This is a genomic window from Micromonospora sp. CA-246542, assembly GCF_050942905.1.
GTDB lineage: Bacteria > Actinomycetota > Actinomycetes > Mycobacteriales > Micromonosporaceae > Micromonospora.
Genome location: NZ_CP192040.1, coordinates 3,644,977 through 3,669,426, shown reverse-complemented (window position 1 = coordinate 3,669,426; position 24,450 = coordinate 3,644,977). Strand labels below are relative to the sequence as shown.

Below are 24,450 nucleotides of genomic sequence, written 5' to 3'. Positions count from 1 at the left end.
GGCCTGTGATTAGGCTGCGTGCCATGGCCAGCGATGTGGACACCGCACCGCTCGTGGGCCGGACCGAGCTGGTACAGACGGTTCGGTCGGCGCTTCTCGGTGACGTGGCACAGGGACAGACGGCCGCGGTCTTCCTCACCGGCGAGAGCGGTGTGGGCAAGACCCGGATCCTCGGCGAGGTCGGCGTCCGACTGCGTGCGGCGGGCGCGTTGGTGTTGACCGGCAGTTGCCTGGACATCGGCGACGCCTCCCCACTGCACCCGTTGCTCCAGGCGCTGCGGCGTTTCGACGCCGACCTGACCGCCGCTCAGGCGCGTACCTCCTCGGCCGTACGTGGGCTGTTGCAGGTGTTCGCCGACGAGACCGGCGGCCCGGACGGCGCGGGCACGCTGCTGGAACGCGTCTCCCGGGGTCTGCACCTGATCGCCGAGGGACGACCGCTGGTGCTGATCCTCGACGACCTGCAGTGGGTCGACCGCAGCACCCGGCAGCTCCTGCTGTACCTGTTGGCCGGTCTGGGTGACCTGCAACTGTCGGTGCTGGCCGCGGTACGCGCCGAATCGTTGCAGGGCGCGCACCCGCTGCGCCGCGTGCTGACCGAGTTGCGCCGGTTGCGGACGGTACGGGTGCTCGATCTTTCTCCGCTGGACCGTGCCGACACCGAACAGCTCGCCGCCGCGGTGGTGGGCCGGCCGCTTCCCGTCGAGGCGGCCGAGCAGGTCTGGCAGCGCAGCGGCGGCAACCCGTTCGTCATCGAGGAGCTGGCCCGCGACCTGCGGGACGGGCGGGACGGGCTGTCCGAGACGCTGCGCGAGATCTTCCTCGACCGGGTCGACGCGTTGCCGCAGCACGCGCACGCCGTGGTGCATGCCGTGGCGGCCGGCGTCGAGCCCGTGCAGCACTGGTTGCTGGCCGAGGTGCTGCACCTGCCCGACGGCGAGTTGATCGAGGCCGCCCGGGCCGCGGTCGCGCACCGGTTGCTGGTCAGCGCCGACGACGGCTACCGGCTACGGCACCGACTCGTCGCCGAGGTGCTGGCGCACGAGCTGCTGCCCGCCGAACGCTCCGGGCTGCACCGCCGCTACGCCGAGGCGCTCACCGCGGCGCCGGGCGAGCTGCGGCAGGCCCGGTTGGCGCATCACTGGCGGCTGGCCGGCGAGCCGGCCCGGGCGTTGCCCGCCGCGGTGGGCGCCGCGCAGGAGGCCGAACGGCTGCACGGTTACGCCGAGGCCCACCGCCACTGGACGGTCGCGTTGCAGTTGGCCGGCGACTCCGCCTCGCCGGAGGTGGACCGGGTCGAGCTGCTCGGTAACGCGGCCGAGGCGGCCCACCACTGCGGTGAGCACGCCCGCGCCCTGGCGTTGCTGGAGGAGCTGGTAGCGCTGCGGGGTGGCGCGCCGAGCTGCGCGCTGCACATCCGCCGCGCGCGATACCTCGCGGCCGCGGGCCGCTCCGCCCTCGCCGAGAAGGAGTACGAGCGGGCCCTCGACGCGGCGGACTGCTCGCCACGGGAACGGGCGACCGCCGCCGCGCGGCTCGCCGAACTGCTGCTGCACCTGGGCCGGTACGCCGACGCGGGCCGGCGTGCGCGGGAGGCGCTGGCGTTGGCCGCCGAGGTGGAGGGGTCCACCACCGAGGTGGTGCTCGCCAGCTCGGCGCTCGGCTTCAGCGACGCGTACCTGGAGGACCCGGAGGCCGGGCTGGCCGTCGTGCGTCAGGCCCTGGAGACCGCCGAGCGCTCCGGCCAGCCCGAGGACGTGGCCTGCGCGTACCTGCACCTCGCGGAGTTGATGACCGGGCCGCTGAACATCCTCGAAGAGGGTGTCGTGGTGGCCCGCCGGGGCGCCGAGCGGGTGGCCGAGCTGGGCCTCGGGCGTACCTATGAGACCCGCCTGTTGGCCATCGCCACCAACGGGCTGTTCCGGGTGGGGCAGTGGGCCGAGGCGGAGAAGGTGGTGGCCGCCGCGCTGCGGCACCGACCGTCCGGGGCGGACGCCGTCGAGCTGCTGCTGGCCCGGTGCCGGCTGTCGGTGGGCTACGGCGACATCGCGGCCGCCGACCGGGACCTCGACGCGGTGGCGACGGTGCTGGCCGGAGGCGGCGCCCGACACGTCATCCCGCTGCTCACGCTGCGCGCCGGGCTGTCGATGTGGGAGGGCCGGCACGACGTGGCGCGCCAGGCCGTGCAGCGCGGCCTCACCGAGAGCCGTTCGGACGACGTGACGATCCTGTCCGCGCTGGTGTGGCACGGGTTGCGCGCCGAGGCGGAGGCACACACCAGCCGTACCGTCGACGTGGACCCGACGGCGGTACGCCGGTTGCGGGACGTGGCCGAGCGGGTGGCGCGCAAGAGCGCGTCCGCGGCCCGACCGGTGCGGTCGGTGGTGGACGGCTTCCTGGCGCTGTGCGCCGCTGAGGTGAGCCGCCTGGACGGCAGTGACCCGGAGCTGTGGGCCGCCTCGGTCGTCGAGTGGGACCGGCGTAACCACCCCTATCCGGCGGCGTACTCGCGGCTGCGCCAGGCCGAGGCCCTGTTGGCCCGACGGAGCCGGGTGGCCACTGCGGGCAAGTTGCTCCGGGAGGCGTACCGGGTGGCGCAGGCGTTGGGCGCGGTGCCGCTGACCTCGGAGATCCGGGAGTTGGCCGGGCGGGCCCGGGTGTCCCTTGAGGAGCGGGACGGCGCCGACGGCACACGCGCGGCCGGCTCGGTCGAGCCGGCCGACGACGAGTTGGCGACTCTCACCGCGCGGGAGCGGGAGGTGCTCGCGCTCGTCGCCGAAGGGCTGACCAACCGGGAGATCGGGCAGCGGCTGTTCATCAGCGAGCGGACCATCGGCGTGCACGTGTCGCACATCTTCGACAAACTGCAGGTCCGCACCCGTGTACAGGCCAGTGCGATCCACCTGCGTAACGCGCGCGGCTGACCACCGCACTACGTATCCCCGGCGCCCGTGTGCGCCGGGGATACGTCGTTCTACTGATCCCGGCGGCGGTTGCCGGCTGAGAGGCTGTGGCCCGTCGGCGGCGTCGCGCAGGCGCAACGACCATCATGGAGGAGAGATGACCGAACCGGTCTGGGGGCCCGTGCACCGGGACATCGTCGACCTGCTCGCCGATCACCCGGCGGACGTGCCGGCGGTGGTCGACCATCTCACGAAGCTCCAGGACCTGCTGGTGCGGTTGCCTCCGTTGGAGGCGAGCTGCCCGCTCGCCGACTTCAACAGGTTGTACCTGACGATCACCAGCAGTGTGCTGGACGGCCTGTACGACGACCGTTTCGTCGATCCGGTCTTCCTCTCCCGGCTGGACGTCGAGTTCGCGGCCCGCTACTTCGACGCCCTGCGGCTCTGGACCGACTCCAGCCCGGGCACGCCGAAGGCGTGGTCGTGCCTGTTCTCGCGGATGCGGGGGCCCGACGCCCGCCCGTTGCCGTCGGCGGCGGCCGGTGTGAACGCGCACATCAACTTCGACCTGCCGTTCGCGTTGGTGACGACGTTCGACCACCTCGAGTCGGAGCCGGTCGACGGCACCGACCAGCACCACGACTACCTCGAGATCAACAACATCTTCGCCGACAAGATCCCCGGTCTGCGCCGGGGCTACCTGGAGCGGTGGCAGCTGCTCATCGACATGCTCAACGGCGACATCGACGACTGGTACCAGGGGGAACTGGTCGAGTACACCCGCGATGTCGCGTGGCGCAACGCGCAGAAGATCTGGCGGTGCCGGCACGATCCGGACGCCCGAGAGTGCGAGCGTCTGCGGCTGGACGACAACGCCGCTGCGCTTGGACGGTTGCTGCTCTCGCCCCTCGGGGCGTTCCTGCAGTAGCCGGGACGGGGGGTCCCCGCGCTCCGCCCGTGGGGCGGCGGAGCGCGGGGCGCAACCACCCGCCCGCTCCACCTCCCCGCGCGGTCCGCCGGCGCCCGTCGGCGGCGGCGGCCGGGGAGTCGGCCGGTCGGCCCGGGGGTGTCGACCGTCCGCCGTCGTCGGCCGGCCCGGGGGTGCCGGCCGGCGACGGGGGAGCGGCGGGTGCGGCGAATCCGGGGGTGTCGAGCGATGAGTTCCGGGTACGCCCGCGCCATGACCGTCCTGGCCCGGCGTCGTCCCGCTGCCCGACCTCGTCCCGCGCGGCCCGGCCCGCTGCGCCCGGGCGGCCCGGTCTCGCGGCCGGCGGCCCGGCCGGGTGCCCGATGACCGACGTGCCGATCCGGTTTCCGTTCCGCTTCGACGCGGCGTTCCGTCCCGCGCTGGTGCTGGTGGGGGTCCGCCCGGCGACGGCCTGGGTCGCCGTCGACGACCGGGACCTGGAGATCCGGTACGGGCCGTGGCGGCTGCGGACCGGCCGGGACAACGTGCTCGGCGCCGAGGTCGGCGGGCCGTACCGGTGGTGGCGGGTGATCGGCCCGCGGCTGTCGCTGGCCGACGGCGGCGTGAGTTTCGGCAGCAGCGCGCAGGCCGGGGTCTGCGTGCGCTTCGGCGTACCGGTGCCGGCCCTGGCGCCCGCGGGCTGGCCCCGGCACCCGGCGGCCACGGTCACGGTTGCCGACCCGGCGGCCCTGGCTCGGCTGCTCGGCGGACCGGACCTGCCCTGAGCAGCCCACCTACCTGCCCCGTTCGGCCGCTCGGGCCGTGGGCTGGCACCTACGGTCGGATCAGGACCTGCGAGGGTGGGACGGGCGATGGCTGACGAGCACCGGGCGAGACCGCGACGCTGGGGCGGACGACGCCACACGCCGACCGGGCCGGACCCGGCCCTGCGCGCGGCGCGCGACCCGGCCCGGCCACACCCGGGCGGTCGGCCGGGGGTCGTGGTGCCGGAGCGGGTGGACAGCCCGGCCCGCTCGACGCCGCCGGCCAGCCCGCTGCGGCGGTGGCTCTTCGAGCACCAGGTGCAGCCGCCGGGCCCGGAGACGAGCGAGGGACAGAACCGCAGGCACGCCTGGTGGCAGGTGATGTGCCTGACCGGCGTGGACTACTTCTCCACCCTGTCGTACCTGCCGGGCATCGCGGCGGTGGCCGCCGGCGCGCTGTCTCCGCTGGCGACCCTGCTGATCGTCGCGTTGACCCTGTTCGGCATGTTGCCCATGTACCGGCGGGTCGCCCAGGAGAGCCCGCACGGGCAGGGTTCGGTGGCGATGCTGGAGCGGCTGCTGCCGTTCTGGCGGGGCAAGATCTTCGTGCTCGTGTTGCTCGGGTTCGTGGCCACCTCGTGGATCATCACGATCACCCTGTCCTCGGCCGACGCCACCGTGCACCTGCTGGAGAACCCGTTCCTGCCGGACGCCCTGCACGGCCCGGCGGTGCCGGTGCTGGTCACCGTGGCGCTGCTGCTCGTCCTCGGCGGGGTGTTCCTGCTCGGCTTCCGTGAGGCCGTGGTCGTCGCCATCCCGTTGGTGGCCGTGTTCCTCGTGCTCAACGCGGTGATCGTGGTGGTCGCGGTGGCCCGGATCGTCGGCGATCCCACCATCGTGTCGAACTGGACGGCGGCGCTGACGGCGAGCGGCGACGGACCCGCCGACGTGCTGCTCACCGCCGTGTTGGCCTTTCCGCTGCTGGTGCTGGGCCTGTCCGGCTTCGAGACCGGAGTCAGCATGATGCCCCTGGTGGCGGCCGACGGACCGGACCGGCAGGCCCGGCTCGCCGCCCGGATCCGGAACACCCGGCGGTTGCTCACCACCGCCGCGCTGATCATGTCGGTGTACCTCATCTCGACGACGTTCGTGACCACCGCGCTCGTCCCGGCCGCCGAGTTCCGGCCCGGTGGGGCGGCGAACGGACGGGCGCTGGCGTATCTGGCGCACACGTACCTCGGTGAGGGGTTCGGCACCGTCTACGACCTGAGCAGCGTGCTCATCCTCTGGTTCGCGGGCGCGTCGGCGATGGCCGGGCTGATCAACATCGTGCCCCGCTACCTGCCCTCGTACGGCATGGCTCCGGAGTGGGCTCGCGCCGTACGTCCGGTGGTGATCGTCTACACCGTCGTCAGCGTCGCCATCACGGTCGCCTTCCGTGCCGACGTCAACGCCCAGGCCGGCGCGTACGCCACCGGCATCCTGGCGATGATGGTGTCCGGCGCGGTGGCGGTGGCCATCTCGGCGGTCCGGAGCCGCCAGCGCGGCGGCGCCATCGGCTTCACCGTGCTGACGCTGGTGCTGCTGTACGCCCTGGTCGAGAACGTCATCGAGAAGCCGGACGGGATCACCATCTCGGCGCTGTTCATCCTCGGCATCATCGCGGTGTCCCTGGTCTCCCGGGTCACCCGGACCACGGAGCTGCGCGCCGAACGGATCGAGTTCGACGAGGCGGCCCGACGGTTCGTCACCGAGTCGCTCGCCCACGACGGCCAGTTGCACCTGATCGCGAACAAGCGCCAGGGCGGGTCCCTGAAGGAGTACACGCTCAAGGAGCGGGCGCAGCGCGGCATGAACCCGGTGCCCGGCGCGTCCGACGTGCTGTTCCTGGAGATCGAGGTGGTCGACCCGTCGGGGTTCAGCCAGGTGCTGCGGGTGCACGGGGTGGAGGTGGGGGGCTTCCGGGTCCTGCGGGCCAGCAGCGCGGCCGCGCCGAACGCGATCGCCGCGATCCTGCTGGCGCTGCGCGACGCGACCGGGGTACGCCCGCACGCGCACTTCGAGTGGTCCGAGGGCAGCCCGATCGCGCACCTGCTGCGGTACCTGATCCTCGGCCGGGGGGACACCCCACCGGTGGTGCGGGAGATCATCCGCCGGACCGAGCCGGACCCGCTGCGCCGCCCGGGTATCCACGTCGGCGGCTGAGGACGCGCGCTGTCTGGTACCGAAAAAGATGAATGGCAGCACTATTCACGTTCACACCTCCCTGTCCGGATTGCGGTCATATCGTGACCTCTGGTGGTCGGCGGCACGTCCGACCCCCCGCGCCCGAAGTGGGGCACGGTCATGGCACGTACGCAGGAAGGCAGGAACCGGATGTCCACGTACCGACCAGGAGACCGCCCAGCTCGACCTCGACGGCGGTCCCGATGGTTCTTAGCCGGCGGGCTCCTGGCGGGGAGCCTGGTGGTGGGCGCGGCCGGGGTCGCCGGCGTCGCCGCCGCCGCCGACCGTGACCTCTCCCTCGGCGTCCTGGGCCGGTTGACCGCCGCCGACCGCGACGACGACCGGCGCTCCGGCGAGCGGTCCACCCCCGAGCGCGGCGGGGACGACGCCGAGCGGGCCCGGCCGCAGACGCCGGGCACCGGCAAGCACGGCGTGGTCGAGGTGCCCTGCGACGCGGCGAAGCTGGTGGCCGCGTTGGTGGCGGCCAACGCGGAGGGCGGCGCCGAGCTGCGGCTCGCGCCCCGGTGCCGGTACACGCTGACCGAGGCGTTCCACGAGACCGACCAGTACGACGGCGGCATCCGGGACGCCCGGGAGCAGGCCGACGCGGCGGAGACCCCCGGGGACGCCGACGCCCCGCCGCACAACCCGGCCGACGACACGGCCGGCCTGCCGGTGATCTACCAGCCCATCACCATCGACGGCGCCGGCGCGACGATCGCCCGCGCCGTCCAGGCGGAGGCGTTCCGGTTCTTCACCGTCCGCGACGGCGGTGAGCTGACCCTGCGCGACGTCGAGCTGCACAACGGCCGCTCGGCCATCGAGGGCGGCAGCGTGCACGTCGTGCACGGCGCGACGGCCGTGGTGGAACGGGTCACTGTCACCCAGAGCACGTCGCTGTCGCCCGAGGGCGGCGGCGGTGGGATCTTCAACGACGGCAACATGGTGGTCACCGACTCCACGTTCATCGGCAACAGCGCCTCCGGCGCCGCGGGCAAGGGCGGGGGCCTGCTCAACGGCGGAGTGTTGACGCTCAAGCGCTCGGAGTTCCACCACAACAGCGCCAACGGCTACGGCGGCGGGCTCGGCAACTACCGGGGCGCGGCTGACGTGGAGAGCACCAGCTTCGCGCAGAACAGCGCCGGGCAGGGCGGTGGCCTGGCCAGCTTCTCGGCTCGGACCAAGGTGTACGACACCGAGTTGCTGAACAACACCGCGCAGGTCGGCGGCGGCGCCGCCAACTCCGACGCGGTGCTGGTGATGCGCAAGATGACCATCCGCGGCAACACCTCCACCGTCAACGGCGGCGGCATCTCGACCGTCAAGGGGCTGCTGCCCCTCGACGACAGCGTGGTGGCCGGCAACACCACGCACGGCATCGGGGCGGGCATCTACACCGAGAAGTCCAACCTGCTCGTGCGCGGCAGCGACGTCACCGGCAACGAGGCGGTCGGCGCGACGTCCAAGGGTGGCGGCATCTACGCCACCGCGGGCGCCGTGGCGCTCTACACGAGCAAGGTCACCCACAACGCGGCCACGGTGAAGCCGGGCGGCATCTTCGCCGAGCACGCCCAGGTCAAGATCGACGACGAGAGCGTGGTCGTCGAGAACGAGCCGACCAACTGCGAGGGCAGCGCCGTACCGATCGCACACTGCTTCCGCTGAGTTCCACCCGTCCTCCATCCTGAGCGCAGACGCCCGCCCGGACAGTCGTCCGGGCGGGCGTGCCCGTGCGCGGGTGCGGCCGGTCAACTCGGCGCGCGCAGCCGCCCGGACAGGTCGGTGGCGAAGAAGTCGAGGAAGCCATCGGGGTCCGGACCGGCGTTCTGCAGCACGATGTGGTCGAATCCGGCGTCGACGTACGACCGGACCTTCGCCACGTGCGCCTCGGGGTCGGGGCCGACGGCGAACAGCGCCCGGACGTGCTTCTCCTCGACGTGCGCGCTCGCCGCGTCGAAGTTCACCGGGTTCGGCAGCTCACTCATCACCTTCCACCCGGTGACCATCCATCGGCTCTTCTGCAACACCGCCCGTACCGCCTGTTGTTCGTCGGTGGCCCAGGCCAGCGGCACCTCGGCGTAGCAGGGGCCCGATCCGCCGGCGCGCCGGTAGTGCTCGACGACCGAGGCGTCCGGATCGGTGGCGAACAGTCCGTCGCCCAGTTCGGCGGCGAGCCGGGCCGACGCCTCCCCGCTGGCCGCGACGGCGATTACCGGCGGGGTGTCCGGCAGGTCGAAGACCTGGGCGTCCTCCAGGTGCAGGTGCCGCCCCTCGTACGACCGGTAGCCGCCCTGCCAGAGCAGTCGGATGATCTCCAGTGCCTCGCGCAGCCGTTCGTGCCGTCCCCGTACGCTGGGGAAGCCCTGTCCCACGACGTGTTCGTTGAGCCGTTCACCGGCCCCGACGCCGAGGGTGAACCGTCCATCGGAGATCAGCCCCATGGTGGCCGCCGCCTGCGCGATGATCGCCGGGTGGTAGCGCACCGTCGGGCAGGTGACGCCGGTGGCGAGTCGCAGCGTGGTGGTGCGTGCCGCGATCGCGCCCAGGACGCTCCAGGTGAAGGACGAGTGGCCCTGCGCCTCCAGCCAGGGGTGGTAGTGGTCGCTCATCTCGACGAAGTCGAAACCGGCCTCCTCGGCCCGGACGGCCTGGCGGATGATCTCCTGCGGCCCGAATCCCTCCGAGGCCAGCTTGTAGCCGATTTGCATGGGCGCGCCCCCGATCCGTTCCGGCCCTGACGGCAGTCGGTTCCCGACCGCAAGACCGACAAACCAGCCCCATGGGCCGCCCGTAGTTTTCACACACCGGAAACATTCCAGGCAGTTGATCTAGGGCCGTCACGTGGGTCGGGTCCGCAAGCTGAAGGTTTCCGGGCAGCCACTTCAGCTGTCTTCCGTGCTCCCGGCACGTGGGAGGCGGTCGGTGCCGGTGCCGACGGTGCCCAGGTCGGTGAGGGGTGGAAGGTCGAGATCGGTCACGTCTTTGTTGCCGGCCGGGGTCGTGTCACGAACTTTGACCCATCTTTAGATCTGCATGTATCGATGCAATCGATCACTGACTGTTAGTAGCCTGCTGCGGACCGTCCGGTCGAATGTCTCTCGAGGGGAGAACCAGGCGTGCAGAAGAAGAAGTTGTTTATCAGCAGCGCAGCGGCACTATCGGTCAGCGGACTTCTGCTGGTCGTTCCTCTGAGCGGGGCGAACGCGGCTGACACCAGTCCCGCCGCGAGCAAGAAGCCGTCCGGGATGACCGCACTGTCGCAAACGACAGGGACTCCCGTGACAGTGGTGGCGGGCGCGAACAACATCTCCTTCGCCACCTGCCCCGCCGGCACGATCGTCACCGGAGGAGGCGGACAGACATCCGCGTTCGACATCTTCCTCACTGACTCGTTCGCGTCGGGCAACGGCTGGGCGGTACGAGGCTCCAACCGGGGAACCACGGCTCAAACCCTGACTGCCGTCGTCACCTGTCTCGGGTAAACCAGCTCGCAGATGGGCCCGTTACCCCCGGTGTCGGGGGTAACGGGCCCGCGGTCGTCCCGGGCGCTGACAAAGCCCTGGGCTGGTATGGCGGCGTGGCGGGTCACGAACTTCATGATCGACAGCACCGGCCGGGCGGCGGGAATATTGTCCTAGGACGCTTTAGGGGGTGTGGGGGGTGGCACCGAGGTGGCCCCGGGTGGAGACGAAGTGGTAGCTCATCACGGCGAACGCCGGATCGCGGACCAGGCGACGGAAGGCGCCGAGCTGCTGCGGTGACAGGCCTGCCGCCAGCAGGTCCGGCTCCAACTGGCGGGAGTTCGTCTCGTAGAGCGACGTGCCGGTCGACCCGCCGGCCCAGCTCTGCGAGTGGGTGACGGTGTCGACGTCGGCGAGGCCGGCGAGGGTCATCTCGGTGTGCACGTCCTGCGCCCACCCCAGGTCGGCGCCGTGGTCCTGGAGCACCCCCATCATGGTGTCCATCACCTGCGCGAACAGCTTCGCCGCGTCGTCGCTCGGCGCGGTGAGCACCCGTACCGGCGTGGTGCAGTCGAACTCCTCGACGACCAGCCAGCCGCCGGGGGCCAGCGCTCCGGCGAGGGTACGCAGGACCCGCCGGCGCTCGGGCAGGTGCAGCAGCACCAGCCGGGCGTGGATCAGGTCGAACGCGTCCCCGGGTGGGGGATCGGCGCGCACGTCGTGCCGGCGTACGCGCAGGTTGCCGTCGGCCACGAGGTGCGTGGGGTCGATGTCGGTGGCCAGCACGCTGCCGTCCCCGCCGACCGCGCGGGCGATCCGCCGGGCCATCGAGCCGCCACCGGCCCCGACCTCCCAGCAGGTCGAACCGAGGCGCAGGACCGGGCGGCCGAGGCGGCGCATCGTGATCGGGTCCAGGAAGGACTCCAGCGCCCGCATCTGCGGTACCGCGTCCGGTGCGCCGTTGTCGAAGGTGTACGTCCCGTCGCTGATCGGGGTCGCCATACGTCGTCCGCCTCTCCGATTGGGTGACTGCGGGATGTCGGTGCAGAGCAGGGCTACGGGGTGTCGGCCCAGAGCCGTGGGGTCGCTCCGGTGCCCGGGGGCGTGCGGGTGGCGGTGATGCCGACCATCGCCTCCAGGCGGCCCGGGTCGCTGCGCGCCTCGGTCGTCGGCCGGTCGTAGACCACCCGGCCGTACTCCAGCACCGCCACCCGGTCGGCGATCTCGATCGCGTGGCGGAGTTGCTGCTCGACGAGCAGCACGGTCAACCCGTTCGCGGCGAGGTGACCGACGAGGTCGCGGACCCGCGCGGCCAGGTCCGGCGCGAGCCCCTCACAGGGTTCGTCGAGCAGCAGCACCCGTGGCTGGCCGAGCAGCGCGCGGGCGATGGCCAGCATCTGCTGCTCGCCGCCGGAGAGTTCGCAGCCGCGGTGTCGCAGCCGTACCGCCAGGCGCGGCAGCAGCTCGAGGATCCGGGCCACCGTCCAGCCCTCGCCGCCGGGTGTCGCGGCCCGCCACGGCGCGGCCGCCAGGACGAGGTGCTCGGCGACCGTCAACCGGGAGAAGACCCGCCGGCCCTGCGGTACGAGGCCGACGCCGGACTGGGCGACCCGGTGGGGTTGCCGGCCGGCCACGTGGACGCCGCCGATCTCGACGCGCCCGCTGGAGGCGCGCACCAGCCCGGCGATGGTGTGCACGAGTGTGCTCTTGCCGGCGCCGTTGCGACCCACCACGGCCTGGATGGTCCCTGCGGGCACCCGCAGGTCGACGTCGTGCAGCACGGTCCCCCCGGCGTAGCCGGCGCAGAGCCGCTCCACGTACAGCATCAGGACACCCCGTCGGCGTAGGCCCGCCGCACCAGCGGCGAGGTACGGATCTCGTCCGGTGTGCCGGCGGCCACCGTCCGGCCGTCGCGCAGCACGGTGACGGTGTCGCAGAGGGCGTACACCAGGTCCAGGTGATGTTCGACCAGCAGCACGGCGACCTGGCGGGGCAACGCCGCCAGCAGCTCGGCGAGCCGGCCGACCTCGGTGGCGGACAGTCCGGCCGCCGGTTCGTCGAGCAGCAGCAGGCGGGGACGGCCGGCGAGGGCCATCGCGATCTCCACCTGCCGGCGTTGCCCGTGTGCGAGCTGGCCGGCGGGTACCGTCGCGAGGTCGGACAGGTCGAGCTGATCGAGCAGCGCGGTGACGCGCCGTCGGGCGGCGTCCCGGGTTCCACCGGGCCACCAGCGGTGTGGTCGGACCGTCCGGGGCAGCGCGGCGACCTCGATGTTCTCGCTGACGGTGAGGGTCGCGAAGACGGCGGGCCGCTGGTGTGTCCGGTCGATGCCGCGGCGGGCCCGTGCCGCCGGTCCGAGCCGGCTGACGTCGTTCCCGGCGAAACGCACCGTGCCACGCTGCGGGCGGGTCGTCGCGCCGAGCACGTTGAGCAGCGTCGTCTTGCCGGCCCCGTTGGGCCCGATCAGGGCGTGGCGCTGGCCGTCGTGCACGCACAGGTCGACGTCGGTGAGCGCGGCGAGCGAGCCGTACCGAACGGTGACCTTCTCGGCGCTGAGCAGGCAGGTCATACCCGCAGCTCCGGTGTGCGGGCCGCTGCCGGGGGCGGGCGGTCCAGCGTGGGGACGCGTTGCCGCGACCCAGGTCGGCGGACCCGCGTGACGCCCGTGGGCAGCAGGTAGACCGTCGCCACGAACAGCACGCCCAGCACCAGCGGCGCGTGACCGGGCAGCACCCCGAACAACCAGTCGCGTACGGCGATGACGAGAACCGCGCCCACCAGCGCGCCTCCGACCGACACGGTGCCGCCGACGACGACGCCGAGCAGCAGCAGCGCGGACGTGTCGAAGCCGAAGTCGGCGGGGGAGATGTACTGCTGGGCGACGACGAGCAGGGAGCCGGCCGCGCCGGCGATCGCCCCGGCGGCGACGTGCGCGCCGGACAGGTAGAGCGGCACCCGGTGCCCGCTGGCGCGTAGCCGCGCCTCGTCGTCGCGGGCGGCCCGCAGCAGCAGCCCGCCGCGGGTGCGCACCAGCAGCAGGACGGCGCCGACCAGCGTCGCCACGACGACGAGGGTGTAGACGTACCGGGCCCGGTCGGAGGCCAGCACCGCCATTCCCCACAGCGGACGGACCGGGGTGATCCCGGCCAGGCCGTCCGTGCCGCCGGTCACTGACCGCCAGCGTCCGAGGACGGTCACGACGAGCTCGCCGATCGCCAGGGTGATCATCAGGACGATGACGCCCCGGGCCGGCACGACCAGCGGCAGCGTCACCGCGGCGAGGGTCGCCCCGGCCAGCGCCGCCACGGCGACCTGCACCACGCCGACGTCGGAGACCTGGCTGCCGAGCACCGCGCTGGCGTACGCGCCGGCGGCGTACGGCGCTGTCTGGCCCAGCGTGGGCAGGCCGGCGACGCCGGTGAGCAGCGCGACGCTCACCCCGACCAGGCCCAGCGCGAGGGTCCGGGCGAGGATCGCCGCGGTGTAGTCGTCGACCACCCACGGGGCCACGATCAGGCCGGCGACGACGAGCGCCGCGACGGCGGCACGAGCCCGGCGGAGCACCCCGTCCCTCACGCCGCCGCCCAGCGCAGGGCCAGGCCGCGCGCCCGAACGGCGAGCACGGCGGCCATGGCGGCGAACAGCAGGAACGGGGCGGCGGACGGCAGCAGCGCCACGCCCAGCGTCTGGATCTCGCCGACCGCCAGCGCCGCGAGCAGGGTGCCCACCATGGACCCGAGTCCACCGAGGACGACGACGACAAGCGACAGCAGCAGCACCGTGTCGGCGGTGTCCCCGCCGGGGCCGATGATGGGCGCGCCGAGGACCCCGGCCGCGCCGGCCAGCGCGCCACCGGCGGCGAGCACGCCGACGCGGATCCGTGCCGGGCTCACGCCCAGGCAGGCGACCATCTCCGGGTCGTCCACGGCGGCGCGGACCAGCATCCCGGCCCGGGTCCGCCGCACCGTCAGGTAGAGACCGGCGGCCAGCGCCGCCGCCACGACGATGAAGACCAGCCGGTACGCGGCGTAGCGGTGCCCGGCGATCGCCACCGACCCGTCGAGGGCGGCCGGGACCCGTACCTGCGGATCGTCGGGGCCGAAACCGGCGACGAGGAGGCTGCCGCCGGCCAGCGCCACCCCGAAGGTCAGCAACGCCTGGGTGAGGTGGTTGCCGGTGGCGACCGGCGTGAGCAGCCCGGCGAGCACCACGCCGGCCGCGGCGGCGGCCAGCACACCGACCCCGAGAGCCAGCGCGAGACTCGCCCAGCCGCCGTCGAGCACCGCCGCGGCGGTGTAGCCGCCGATCGCGTAGAGCATGCCGTGTGCCAGGTTGAGGATGTTGGCGACGCCGAAGCAGAAGACCAGGCCCGCCGCGGCGACGAACACGAGCAGCCCGTAGGCGACACCGTCCAGCGCCGGGATGAGGTACGGGTCGATCCGGTTCGTGCCGGCCGCGACGGTGTTCACCGGCCGACGGTCGCGAGGTCGCCCACGACGGTGTTGGACAGCGCCCGACCGTCCTGGCGGACCTGACGCAGGTACCACTTCTGCACCGGCGAGTGGGTGACCGAGGAGAACTGCCACGCGCCGCGCGGGCTGGCGATCTGCCCGAGCTTGCCGATCTCCGCGTTGATGGCCTCCGGTGTCGGGTCGCTGCCGGCGGCCCCGATGGCGCGGTCGAGCACCGCCGCCGCGTCGTACGAGGCCAGGGCGTACGTCGTCGGCGACCCGTCGTGCTTGGCCTTCCACGCCGCGACGAAGTTGCGGTTCTCGGCGTTGTCGAGGTCGGGGGAGTAGTTGAGGACGGAGTAGATGTCCCGGGCCGCCTCGCCCTGGGCGTTGAGCACGCCGCCCTCGGTGAGGAATCCGGCCGCGTACAGCGGAATGTCCTTGATCTCGGACTGCGCGTACTGCTTGACGAAGTCGACGGCGGCGCTGCCGGCGTAGAAGGTGTAGACGGCCTGCGCGCCGGAGGCCTTGATCCGGGCGAAGTACGGCGTGAAGTTGGTGGTGGCCGGGAACGGCGTGAAGGTGGTCTTGCCGTCGGGGTTGGCGAGCGCGCCGCCGGCCTTGCCGAACGCCTCGGTGAAGCCCCGCAGCTCGTCCCAGCCACCCTGGTAGTCCGGGCCGATGGCGTACACCGAGCCCTTGACGTTGTCCTTGACGTGCTGGGCGATCGCGGCGCCCGGCTCGTCGGAGAGGTACGAGGTGTGCCACACCCGGGAGACGTCCTTGATCTCCGGCCGGCCGTTGGAGCCGACGAGCGGGACCTTGGTCTCCTGCAGCAGCGGGTAGACGCCGGCGACCGAGCCGCCGCCGACGATGCCGGTGAGCGCGGCGACGCGGTCCTGCTTGAGGAGCTTGGTCGCCGCCGGCACGGCGGTCGCGGCGCCGTTGCCCTCGTCGGCGACGACGAGGTCGACCTGCCGGCCGCCGAGCTTGCCGTCGTGGGTGTCCAGGTACAGCTCGAAGCCGTCGCGGATCTCCTTGCCGACGGACTGGTACGTCCCGGACAGCGACGCGAGGAGTCCGATCTTGATGGACCCGCCGCCGCTCATGGCCGGTTCGTTGTCCGCGCAGGCCGTGCTCACGGTGAGCACGAGCGCGAGCAGCGTGGCGCCGACGGCACGGCTGCGCGCAGGGGTGGTGAGGGACATGTCGTCTCCAGGGGAAGGGGAGGAGGGGGTCGGTCGGTGGGTCAGCGGCTGCGGGCGAGCGCCGCCCGGGCCGCGGGGGTCAGCGCGTCGCCGATCCGGTTCGCCAGCTCCGTCATCTCGTAGGACACCTTGCCCACGTCGCAGTCGGGCGCGGCGAGCACGAGCAGCGACGCGCCGTCGTTGAAGGCCATCGAGAACATGAAGCCGCCCTCGAGCTGGGTGACGTTGGAGATCACCGCCCCGGCGTCGAAGAAGGCCGCCGCGCCCCGCAGGAGGCTGACCAGGCCACTGCCGGTCGCGGCGAGCTGGTCCGCCCGGTCCGGCGGCAGGTCGCGGGTGGCGGCCACCATCAGGCCGTCACTGGAGATGGCGATCGCATGGCTGACCTCGGTCGCGCGCTCGGCGAAGCTGTCCAGCAGCCAGCCGAGGTCCTGGTGGTCGGTCACGTGCTCTCCTGTCCCGTCACTTGTTGCTGAGGTTGATCGGGGTACGCCGGCGGGCCGCCACTCCGCGCGCGTACGCGGCCATCGCGGTGGCGACCTGGGCCGGGTCGCGGTACTCGGAGCGTTGCTGCGGGGCGGGCGGGGTGACGCCGCCGGGCACCAGATGCCGCTGCGGTTGTCGTTTGGGCAGGCCGGCGGTGGTGGTCGTGGCCACCTCGGGCGTCTGGGCCTGGGCGGCGGTCTGCCACGCGTCGTCGGCGGGGCTGGACCACTGGCGGCCGTTCGGGACGTCCACGACGTCGGTGTGGAACCAGTGGTTGACCTGTTCGAAGATGAGCAGCTCCTCGGTGGGGGCGTCGGCGGGGTCCACGCGCGGCGTCGGGCGGAACACGGGCGCCGCCGGCAGCGTCCGCGTGGCGGGGGCGTGCCCGGCGGTCGGTTCCGCGCCCGGTCGGTACGGGGGCGGCGCGACGGACGTGCGGGCGGACCGCCGGGACAGCCGGCCGGGCGCGAGCAGGTACTCCTCCGGCGGCAGCGACCGGATCATGGCAGCGGGCAGCGTCGCCTCGGCGAGGGTGCCGCGTCGGGGGCCACGGCGCAGTTGGACGCTCGCGCCGAGGCGGGCGGCGAGCTGACCCACGACGACCAGGCCCATGGCCCGGACGGCGGCGACGTCGATGGCGGGTGGCCGGGCCAGCAGCTCGTTGAGCTGCTGCAACCGTTGCGGGGGCAGGCCTACGCCCTCGTCGCTGATCTGGACGATGACCCGGTCGCCGAGGCTGCGGCCGCTCACCCAGGTCTCGCTGCCCGGCGGTGAGTACGCCGTCGCGTTGTCCATGAGTTCGGCGAGCAGGTGCACGACCTCGTCGACGGACTTCGCGGCCACCGCGACGTCGCCGTCGACCATGCCGAGCCGGATCCGCGCGTAGTGCTCGATCTGGGACTGGGCGGCCTGGAGCACCTGTTGCAGGGGGACGTCGTGTTGGCGTACCCGGCCGACGCCGACGCCGCCCAGCACGAGGAGGCTGGCGTTGATCCGGCCCATCCGGGTGGCCAGGTTGTCCAGGGCGTAGAGCTGGTGCAGGCGGTCGGGGTCGGTCTCGTCCCGTTCGACCCGGTCGACCTGTGCGAGGACGGCGTCGACGAGCCGCTGTTCGCGTCGACTGAGGTGGATGAAGATGTCGGCGGTGTTGGCGCGCATCACAGCCTGTTCGGCGGCGGTCCGCACGGCGGCCTGGTGCACGGCGCTGAATGCCTGACCGAGTTCGCCGATCTCGTCGTCGCTGGACGCCTCCAGGGCCGTCGTGGACTGTTGGCGGGCCAGCTCGTCGGGGTCGACGCTGGAGCTGTCGGGGCGTTGCAGTCGGGCCACCACGGCGGGGAGCTGTTCGAACGCGACGGCGTTGGCCGCGTCGCGCAGTCGTCGCAGCCGGCGGGTGATCTGCCGGGCGACGGCCCAGGTCACCAGGGCGGTCAGCACCAGCGCCAGCAGTACGCCGACGGCCTCGGCCACGGCCCGGCGGCGCTGGTCGGCGTAGGCGGCGCGTACGTCGTCGAGCACCGCCACGTCGACGCGGCCCCGCAGGTCGGCCAGGCGGGCGGCGCGCTGTTGCGTCGTGGTGACCCAGTCGGTGGTCGCCAGGCGCAGCGACGATCCCGGTTGGGCGCGGTTCACCTCGTCCTGCATCCGTTGCAGGGCGAGCGCCTCCGGGCCGGTGCCGGCCTGTTCCCACCAGAGGCCCCACTCGGCCGGGGCGAGGGCCAGGAACGACAGGCTGGACTCGGTGTAGCTGGTGCGGGCCGCGGTGATGTCCTGCTGGGTGGCGGGGGTCAGCTCGCCGGCCGCCACGGCCCGCAGGACGGCGACCTGCTGCTGGCCGATCGCCTCGGCGGTCTTGGACAGCGCGGCCGAGGCGCGGATGCCGTCGGCGAGCCGCGCGTTGACGACGCCGTGCGAGACGTTGTCCCGGAAGGTGATGAGGTCGGCGATCGCGATGCGGTAGCTGAACGTCATCGCGGACACCGAGGCGTGTTCGGCCGTACGGACCTGGGTACGCAGCGGTGCCAGGCCGTCGAGCGCGGCGTCGACGCGGCGCAGGAGCGGGGCGTTGGCGTCGGTGGGCACCCGGTCGCGCTGGCGGCGGTAGCGCGTGACGGAGGCGTCGGTGGCGGCCATCTCCGCGCCGAAGGCGTCCTGCTGTTCGGCGGCGGCGTTGGTGAGCAGGTCGGCGGCCGCGACCCGTTCGCGTTGCAGCCGGTACGCCAGGTCACCGGCCTCCGCGCCGAGGCGGGCCAACACTTCCAGGTCGCTGGCGCGGCTCGTCTGGCGGGCGCTCTCGGTCAGCGCGAGGCCGGCGAACCCGATGACGGCGACCAGTGGCGCCGCCACGATGAGGCGCATCCGGCCGGCGATCTTCCAGCCGCGCTGGCGGGTCGGGTAGGGTCGGGCCGCGTGGGACCTCGTGCTCGACGCCAAGATTGACTCCCGCGACTCGTCGATGACGGTCTATACGCACCTTGCCGAATGCAAGTCCCATTCCGCCGGAACCCGCGCTCGGAGGCCAGACCTCGCGGTGGTACAAACTGGCCGTACCAGCATCTGTACCCAGAGTCAGCGACCGGTGGCGTGCTGCCTCCGGCCGGTGTGGGACGTGCTCAGCGCTGATCGTCGAGGCGCTCGGACCCGCGCCGTGGTGCGGCGTCGTCCGCCTCGGGTTGGCTGCTGAGCACCTGACCGATCAACTCGCGCAGCTCGTCGATGGCGTCCACCACGGCGCCCGGGTCGCGCGCGTCGCGACGACCGCGCTGGTGCGGCACGGGTGGGTCGAGGCGAGCGCGGTCCGACGATCGCGGGCCCCGTCGTCCGTCCGCCGCCAACTGTTCGGCCGCGACCTGCGGCCACAGTGCGGCCAGTAGACCGCCGGTGTCGAGCACGTCGTCGCAGCGGACCGCGAACTCCTGGCTGCCGAAGCGGCGGCCCGACTCCACCGCCGCGACCGTCTCCCGGCTGAACCGCACCAGGTCCGCCAGCGCCCGCTGGGTCAGGCCCCGCCGTACCCGGCAGGCGCGCAGCTCCCACCGGAACTGTTGGCTGGCCGCGGAGTACGCGGCGCTCGGCGGGGGCGTGTGCTCCATGCGCTCACCTTCGTGGCGTCCGCGAATCAGCGACGGGCGTCAGATCGAGATTGACCGACGGGTCGGACATTCATAGGGGGCAATTCTTAACCCATGACACGATGGGTGTGAAGACGTGCGCGATGAATTGTCGCGCAATGCGCGAGAGATCCACGCGCCCGACTCGTCCCCAGGTGTCGGCAGCGTCCTGCCGATCGGACCCGGCCGGCGCACCGGCCGCCGCACCGGTCGACACCGCCGTGGCCTGCCCGTCAGGCGGCCTGTGCCGTGGCCGGAGCGGTCGGGGTTGCCTCCGGGACGTCGGCGGGCGCGTGGATGTCGATTGTCGCGAGAAGAGCGTCGTGCGCCCGGAACGACACATTGGGTGTGAACGAACGGCGATGGTCGGGGGAGAGGCGCAGGCCGGGAATGGTCGCGGCGAGGTGGGTCAGAGCGACGTCGGCCTCCAGTCGCGCCAATGCCGCGCCGATGCAGAAATGTGGTCCGTGGCCGAATGACAGGTGATCGGCGGCGTCCGTACGGTATGGATCGAACCGGTCCGGTCGGGCGAACACCAACGGGTCCCGGTTGGCCGCCCCGATCATCAGCAGGCAACGTGCGCCCGCCGGAATGGTGACCTCGCCCAGGGTGACGTCCCGACGGGTCACCCGCAGCCAGCCGTCGATGGCGGGCGCGAACCGGAGGGTCTCGGCCACGAACGCGGGCACGGATCGCGGGTCGCCCACGAGTGCGCGCCACCGGTGCGGGCTGGACAGGGCCGCGTCGAGCGCGTGGGCGAGCAGCCCGGCGGTCGTCTCGTGCCCGGCCACCAGGAGGTTGAAGGCGAGGCTCGCCACCTCCGGCACCGTCAGCACGTCATCGTCATCGTCGCGGTAGGCCAGGGCGCGGCTGATGAAATCGCCGCCGTCAGCGCCAGTGTCGAGTCGCTGCCGCACCAGGTCCTGGCAGTAGCGCCAGAAGTCCAGCAGGCCCCGGGCCAGGCGTACCTGCTCGTCCTCGTCCGGTTGCCCCCAGATGAGGGCCACCTGGCCGTCCGCCCACCGCCGGATCCGGTCGACGTCGGCGTCGGGAACCCCGAGGATGTCCAGGATGACCAGCAGCGGAAGCTCGGTGGTGAACTCCCTGACGAGATCCACCCGCCGACCCTGCTGGGCGACGAGCCGGGAGACCAGGTCCTCGACGCGGCGGCGGACGATCGGGCCGTACTCCGCCTCGGCCCGATCGGCGGTGTTGGCGAAGGTCGCCCGGAGGGCGCGGCGGGTGCGGGGATGTACCGGTGGGTCGGCCGCGACCGTGGTCGGCGGCGCGTCGAGCTGCGTGACGACGCTCATCGCCGCCGGGCAGACCTCGTACACCGGGGCCAGGGTGAGGGCGTTGCCGAACGTCGTGGCGTCGGCGAGGGCCCGCCGGACGTCCGCGTGCCGACTGATCAACCACAGGCCCAGATCCTCGGCGTACAGCGCCCGAGCGGGATCGTCGAGAATGCGTCGCCAGGTGGCGGCCGGATCGCTGAGATAGGCTCCTGAGTACGGATTCAACTGCATCGAATGCCTCCTGACACGCCGCGCGAATTCAGCGGCGCTCGCATTCCGTCCGTCGCGCGAGGCGGGCCGACAATGGTGGGCATCCGCCGCCTGCTCCTCACGGTGCGCTGCTCCGATGCGTAAGTCAAGATTGGTGTTTATCTATTTAGTGGTGCCGTGATTTGTGAAATGCAGGACCATGTCGGCCCTCGCCCGCTGCACCTTGCAGGCCGGTGCTTGCCCTGATCCGTCGTACCCGCGCTTCCCCATTTCCGGGCAACGATCGCCCGGGCCCCGGGTGACGGCACCGCGCCCGCCGTCGGCCGGGGCACGGCCGACGGCGGGCGCGGATGGACCGGTCAGGAGTACGGAAGGCGGAGCACCGACTGGTTGCCGATGCCCAGGGTGGTGGGGTTGTTGCCGATGGCCGACCAGACCTCCACCCGGACCGTGCCGTTGCTCAACGTGCCCAACGTCCCGGTCGCCGAGGCCAGGCCGGCGCTCTGCGTGTAGTGCTCGTAGCCGGTGACCGGGTCGGTGGCGAAGTAACGCCACGTCTCCGTCCGGTCCCAACTGCCGTTGCCGGTCAGGTCGTAGGAGACCCGCACCTGCGTGCCGTTGCCGACGGCCGTTCCCGCGTCCACGAACAGGTCGAACGCGGTCTGCGCCCCGGAATAGGTGAGGTTGAGGCCGGTCGCCGTGAACACCTGGGCGTTCGTCGGCGTACCGTCGTGGTTTCCGTTGGCGGCCGCGACCGTGGTAGTGGCCGTGCTGCCCGCGTTGCCCAATCCGCCACCGGCGAGCAGGTACCGCGTCGGCGAGCCCGAGCTGGGCGGCGGCGTGGTCGGCGGGGCCGTGGTCGGTGGCGCCGTCGTGGGCGGTGCGGTGGTCGGCGTGCCCGTCGGCGGTACGCCGCCGGAGGCGTTGCCACCGCTCCAGGTGTACGCCCCGGTGGTGGCCGTCCGTCCGGCCCCGACGGTGAGCCGCGTGCCGTTGGAGAAGGTGACGGTGATGGGGCTCGCGGTCGGGTTCGATGCCACGTAGGTGCGCGCGCCGTTACGGTTGAACACCGCGCTGAGCGGGTGGTTGGCGCTCACCGAGGTGTCGACGGTGCCCAGCGCCGCGAGGTTACGGATCCAGTGGAAGGTGTGTGCCCGACTCTCGCCCTCCTCCGGGGTGTAGCCCGGGTTGGCGCGCAGGTTGGCCAGGGCCGCCTCGGGGTCGCCGAGGGCCTGGAACTGCCACAGGATGTCCTGCCACACCGTCGGCGGCCCGCCGTTGTTGCGGACCAGTTCGGCGTAGTTGGTGCGCACGTACGCCGGGTTGGCGCCCAGGTACAGGTGGCCGCCCGTGATGGGCAGCAGGTTGATGCCCTGGATCATCTCCGGCTCGCCGCTGAACCAGGTGGCGTACGCCCCGCCGTCGCCCCAGACCATGCCGACGGTGGAGTGCCCGAAGGCGGCCGGGAAGTTCTGGTCGCTGACGTCGAACCAGTACTCCTGGATCGCGGCGGCCTGCGTCGTGTAGAGGAAGATGCCGGCGTCCCGGACGGCGGTGTCGCCGGTGACCTGCCCCCACTGGATGAGGGCGTTGGCGAAGTTCATCCCCTCCGAGGACGACTCCTGGTTGTTGCCGGAGCCGAACGAGCCGTGCCCGGACGCCCAGTCGTGCCCCGCGTAGATGTCGAAGTCCCGCAGGTACGGGAAGCGGGTGTCGTCCCGGCGGTAGTTGTTGGCGTCGCGGATCAGCAGGTCCACCATGCCGCCGTAGCGGCTGCTGGCGGCCCACGACGGGTCGAACTTGGCCAGCGTCGCGGCGGCGGCGATGAAGTAGCCGTAGTGGAAGTGGTGGTCGTTGAGCTCCTGGTCCGAGCCGTACGACGCCGGGTAGCCGATCAGGGTGCCCCAGTTGGCGTCGTAGTAGAAGACCTTGCTGGTCTTGCCCGTGGAGGCGGTGAACCAGTCGGTGAGCGTGGAGCGGATCGCGTTCAGCGCGCTGTCGCGGGTGGTGGTGTCGTTGACCAGGTCGGCGATCTCGGCGATCCGGGCGGCCCGGCCGAGCCCCTTGCCGGTCCAGTACGTGTCGTTGCCGCGCTGGTCCATCGGGTTGCTCCGGGCCGCGGCCAGGTGACCGGTCAGCGTAGACAGGTCGCTGCCACTGCCGTCACCGACGGCCGGCAGCTCCGGCAGGACGCCCTGGAACGTCATGGCGGTGCGGAACTGGGTGATCCCGGTGAGGACCTTCATCCGGCCCCGCGCCGACGGGTAGGTCGGCGTGATCGGGGTCGAGCCCGACAGGGACTTCCACTGGTGCGGGTAGAGGCTCACCACGGTCTGCGTGGCGCTGCCCTCGCGGGCGGTGGTGGTGAAGGTGTACGTCGTGCTCAGGCCGTTGGTCGACGGGTCGTAGGAGTAGGAGAGCCGGGTGCCGGTGACGTGGGCGTGCGCGTACCGGCCGTAGGTGGTGGCCAGGTCGGCCCTTTCGCTGGCGCTGCCCGTCGGGGGCAGCAGGGCCACCGAGAAGTAGCCGCGACCGGCCAGGGTGGACGAGATGCGGCTACCGCTGACGGTCCAGCTCGCGCCGCTCGGTGCGTACGCCACGTAGTCGTGGCCGTTGACCCGGAAGCCGATGGTGGTCCCGCTGTTGGACCACACCTCGGGGGTGCCGGACGTGCCGATCACCGCGTCCCCGCCGGTGGCCTGGAAGTAGGCGAACGGCAGGCCGTGGCCGATGGTGGCGCGCAGGGTGCGGGCGCCGTCGCTCCAGTACGGGCTGACCGTCCAGTCGGTCCAGCCGTCCACTTTGACCTGCGGCGCGGCGAGCCCGGCCACGCCGACCCGGATGTCCTGCACGTACGGGTAGTGGTACTCGCCGACGCCGGTGGCGGTGCCGCTGATGGCGGGGGTGGAGTTGGCCGAGAAGCCGAGCCCGTCGGTGAACGTGTCGTACGAGGTGGGGTGGGCGTGCAGGGGCTCGCTGAAGGCGCAGTCGGTGCGCTTCCACAGCAGCGAGGACCACCAGTCGTTGGTGGGCACCGCTCCGGCGGGCGCGTTGGCGGTGGCGAACTGCCGGGGGTTGCTGGACATCTGCCCGCAGCCGGTGGGGAGAGCGCCGACCGGGGTGGTGGTGTAGCTGCCGGCGCCGACGGGGGCGGCCTCGGCGGCACGGGTGACGGGGATCGTGAGGCCACCGACGACCAGGGCCAGGGCGGTGGCGGCTGCCAGCGCCCATCGGCGGTGGGGGACGGGAGGTTTCATGGTGCCTCCATCGCGCGTCCGGGCGCGGATCGTGCCGCCCCGGCGCCTTGCGTCTGAATTGTGGAAAACGTCGATCGAGAGAGCGCTCTCTCAGACGGCACGGTAATCGACCGTCGAGATTCCCGTCAATGTGTCCGTTCGGTTGCGTGCGGATGTCGCGAACTGACCGGGG

At 72.5% G+C, this 24,450-nt stretch carries 18 protein-coding genes; 6 read left to right on the top strand and 12 right to left on the bottom strand.

All coding sequences use genetic code 11. The features are described from left to right. Positions 1 to 23: 23 nt before the first annotated feature. The 5 genes from ACQP0N_RS17265 to ACQP0N_RS17245 all read left to right on the top strand — a co-directional run bounded on the left by ACQP0N_RS17265 (position 24) and on the right by ACQP0N_RS17245 (position 8,465). On the top strand, positions 24 to 2,924 hold the full coding sequence (locus ACQP0N_RS17265) for a helix-turn-helix transcriptional regulator (protein WP_355051164.1): 2,901 nt from the start codon (positions 24 to 26) through the stop codon (positions 2,922 to 2,924). A 136-nt stretch (positions 2,925 to 3,060) separates the two neighbouring features. Further along, positions 3,061 to 3,831 (top strand): DUF5995 family protein, encoded by a 771-nt coding sequence (locus ACQP0N_RS17260; protein ID WP_355051163.1) that lies wholly within the window; start codon positions 3,061 to 3,063, stop codon positions 3,829 to 3,831. A 362-nt stretch (positions 3,832 to 4,193) separates the two neighbouring features. Then, positions 4,194 to 4,595, top strand: coding sequence for a hypothetical protein (locus ACQP0N_RS17255; protein ID WP_433111502.1), 402 nt, complete (start codon positions 4,194 to 4,196; stop codon positions 4,593 to 4,595). 87 nt (positions 4,596 to 4,682) lie between these two features. Next, positions 4,683 to 6,779 (top strand): amino acid transporter, encoded by a 2,097-nt coding sequence (locus tag ACQP0N_RS17250; protein WP_433111499.1) that lies wholly within the window; start codon positions 4,683 to 4,685, stop codon positions 6,777 to 6,779. Positions 6,780 to 6,950: 171 nt separating this feature from the next. Then, entirely contained in the window at positions 6,951 to 8,465 is a 1,515-nt protein-coding gene (locus tag ACQP0N_RS17245; protein ID WP_433111496.1) for a hypothetical protein, read from the top strand. 83 nt (positions 8,466 to 8,548) lie between these two features. On the opposite strand, the gene ACQP0N_RS17240 is transcribed toward ACQP0N_RS17245, so the two are convergent. Then, on the bottom strand, positions 8,549 to 9,508 hold the full coding sequence (locus ACQP0N_RS17240; RefSeq protein ID WP_433111493.1) for a TIGR03557 family F420-dependent LLM class oxidoreductase: 960 nt from the start codon (positions 9,506 to 9,508) through the stop codon (positions 8,549 to 8,551). Between the two features lie 408 nt (positions 9,509 to 9,916). On the opposite strand from ACQP0N_RS17240, the gene ACQP0N_RS17235 reads away from it, so the two are divergent. Continuing rightward, positions 9,917 to 10,282, top strand: a complete 366-nt coding sequence (locus tag ACQP0N_RS17235) for a hypothetical protein (protein ID WP_433111490.1) — start codon at positions 9,917 to 9,919, stop codon at positions 10,280 to 10,282. 162 nt (positions 10,283 to 10,444) lie between these two features. Here the strand turns inward: ACQP0N_RS17235 and ACQP0N_RS17230 are convergent, their stop codons facing one another. The 11 genes from ACQP0N_RS17230 to ACQP0N_RS17180 form a co-directional block, all read right to left on the bottom strand. Next, a complete protein-coding gene (locus ACQP0N_RS17230; RefSeq protein WP_433111487.1) occupies positions 10,445 to 11,263 on the bottom strand; it encodes a class I SAM-dependent methyltransferase in 819 nt (272 codons plus the stop codon). Positions 11,264 to 11,316: 53 nt separating this feature from the next. Next, complete coding sequence (locus ACQP0N_RS17225; RefSeq protein ID WP_433111484.1) at positions 11,317 to 12,087, bottom strand: ABC transporter ATP-binding protein; 771 nt, start codon at positions 12,085 to 12,087, stop codon at positions 11,317 to 11,319. Beyond that, entirely contained in the window at positions 12,087 to 12,830 is a 744-nt protein-coding gene (locus ACQP0N_RS17220) for an ABC transporter ATP-binding protein (protein WP_433111481.1), read from the bottom strand. Before ACQP0N_RS17220 ends, ACQP0N_RS17225 begins: the two co-directional genes overlap by 1 nt. Then, positions 12,827 to 13,837, bottom strand: a complete 1,011-nt coding sequence (locus ACQP0N_RS17215; RefSeq protein ID WP_433111479.1) for a branched-chain amino acid ABC transporter permease — start codon at positions 13,835 to 13,837, stop codon at positions 12,827 to 12,829. Before ACQP0N_RS17215 ends, ACQP0N_RS17220 begins: the two co-directional genes overlap by 4 nt. Beyond that, positions 13,834 to 14,730, bottom strand: a complete 897-nt coding sequence (locus ACQP0N_RS17210) for a branched-chain amino acid ABC transporter permease (RefSeq protein ID WP_433111476.1) — start codon at positions 14,728 to 14,730, stop codon at positions 13,834 to 13,836. The genes ACQP0N_RS17215 and ACQP0N_RS17210 overlap by 4 nt, the downstream gene beginning before the upstream one ends. Continuing rightward, entirely contained in the window at positions 14,727 to 15,920 is a 1,194-nt protein-coding gene (locus tag ACQP0N_RS17205) for an ABC transporter substrate-binding protein (RefSeq protein WP_433111473.1), read from the bottom strand. The genes ACQP0N_RS17210 and ACQP0N_RS17205 overlap by 4 nt, the downstream gene beginning before the upstream one ends. 41 nt (positions 15,921 to 15,961) lie before the next feature. Then, positions 15,962 to 16,366, bottom strand: coding sequence for a roadblock/LC7 domain-containing protein (locus tag ACQP0N_RS17200; protein WP_355051152.1), 405 nt, complete (start codon positions 16,364 to 16,366; stop codon positions 15,962 to 15,964). A 16-nt stretch (positions 16,367 to 16,382) separates the two neighbouring features. Then, positions 16,383 to 18,839, bottom strand: a complete 2,457-nt coding sequence (locus ACQP0N_RS17195; RefSeq protein ID WP_433111470.1) for a nitrate- and nitrite sensing domain-containing protein — start codon at positions 18,837 to 18,839, stop codon at positions 16,383 to 16,385. Positions 18,840 to 19,018: 179 nt separating this feature from the next. Then, positions 19,019 to 19,498 (bottom strand): helix-turn-helix transcriptional regulator, encoded by a 480-nt coding sequence (locus ACQP0N_RS17190; protein WP_433111467.1) that lies wholly within the window; start codon positions 19,496 to 19,498, stop codon positions 19,019 to 19,021. A 251-nt stretch (positions 19,499 to 19,749) separates the two neighbouring features. Next, the gene (locus tag ACQP0N_RS17185) at positions 19,750 to 21,042 is read right to left on the bottom strand and encodes a cytochrome P450 (protein ID WP_433111464.1); all 1,293 of its coding nucleotides are present in this window, start codon (positions 21,040 to 21,042) and stop codon (positions 19,750 to 19,752) included. Between the two features lie 338 nt (positions 21,043 to 21,380). Next, positions 21,381 to 24,278 (bottom strand): glycosyl hydrolase, encoded by a 2,898-nt coding sequence (locus ACQP0N_RS17180; protein ID WP_433111461.1) that lies wholly within the window; start codon positions 24,276 to 24,278, stop codon positions 21,381 to 21,383. Between the last annotated feature and the right edge of the window lie 172 nt (positions 24,279 to 24,450).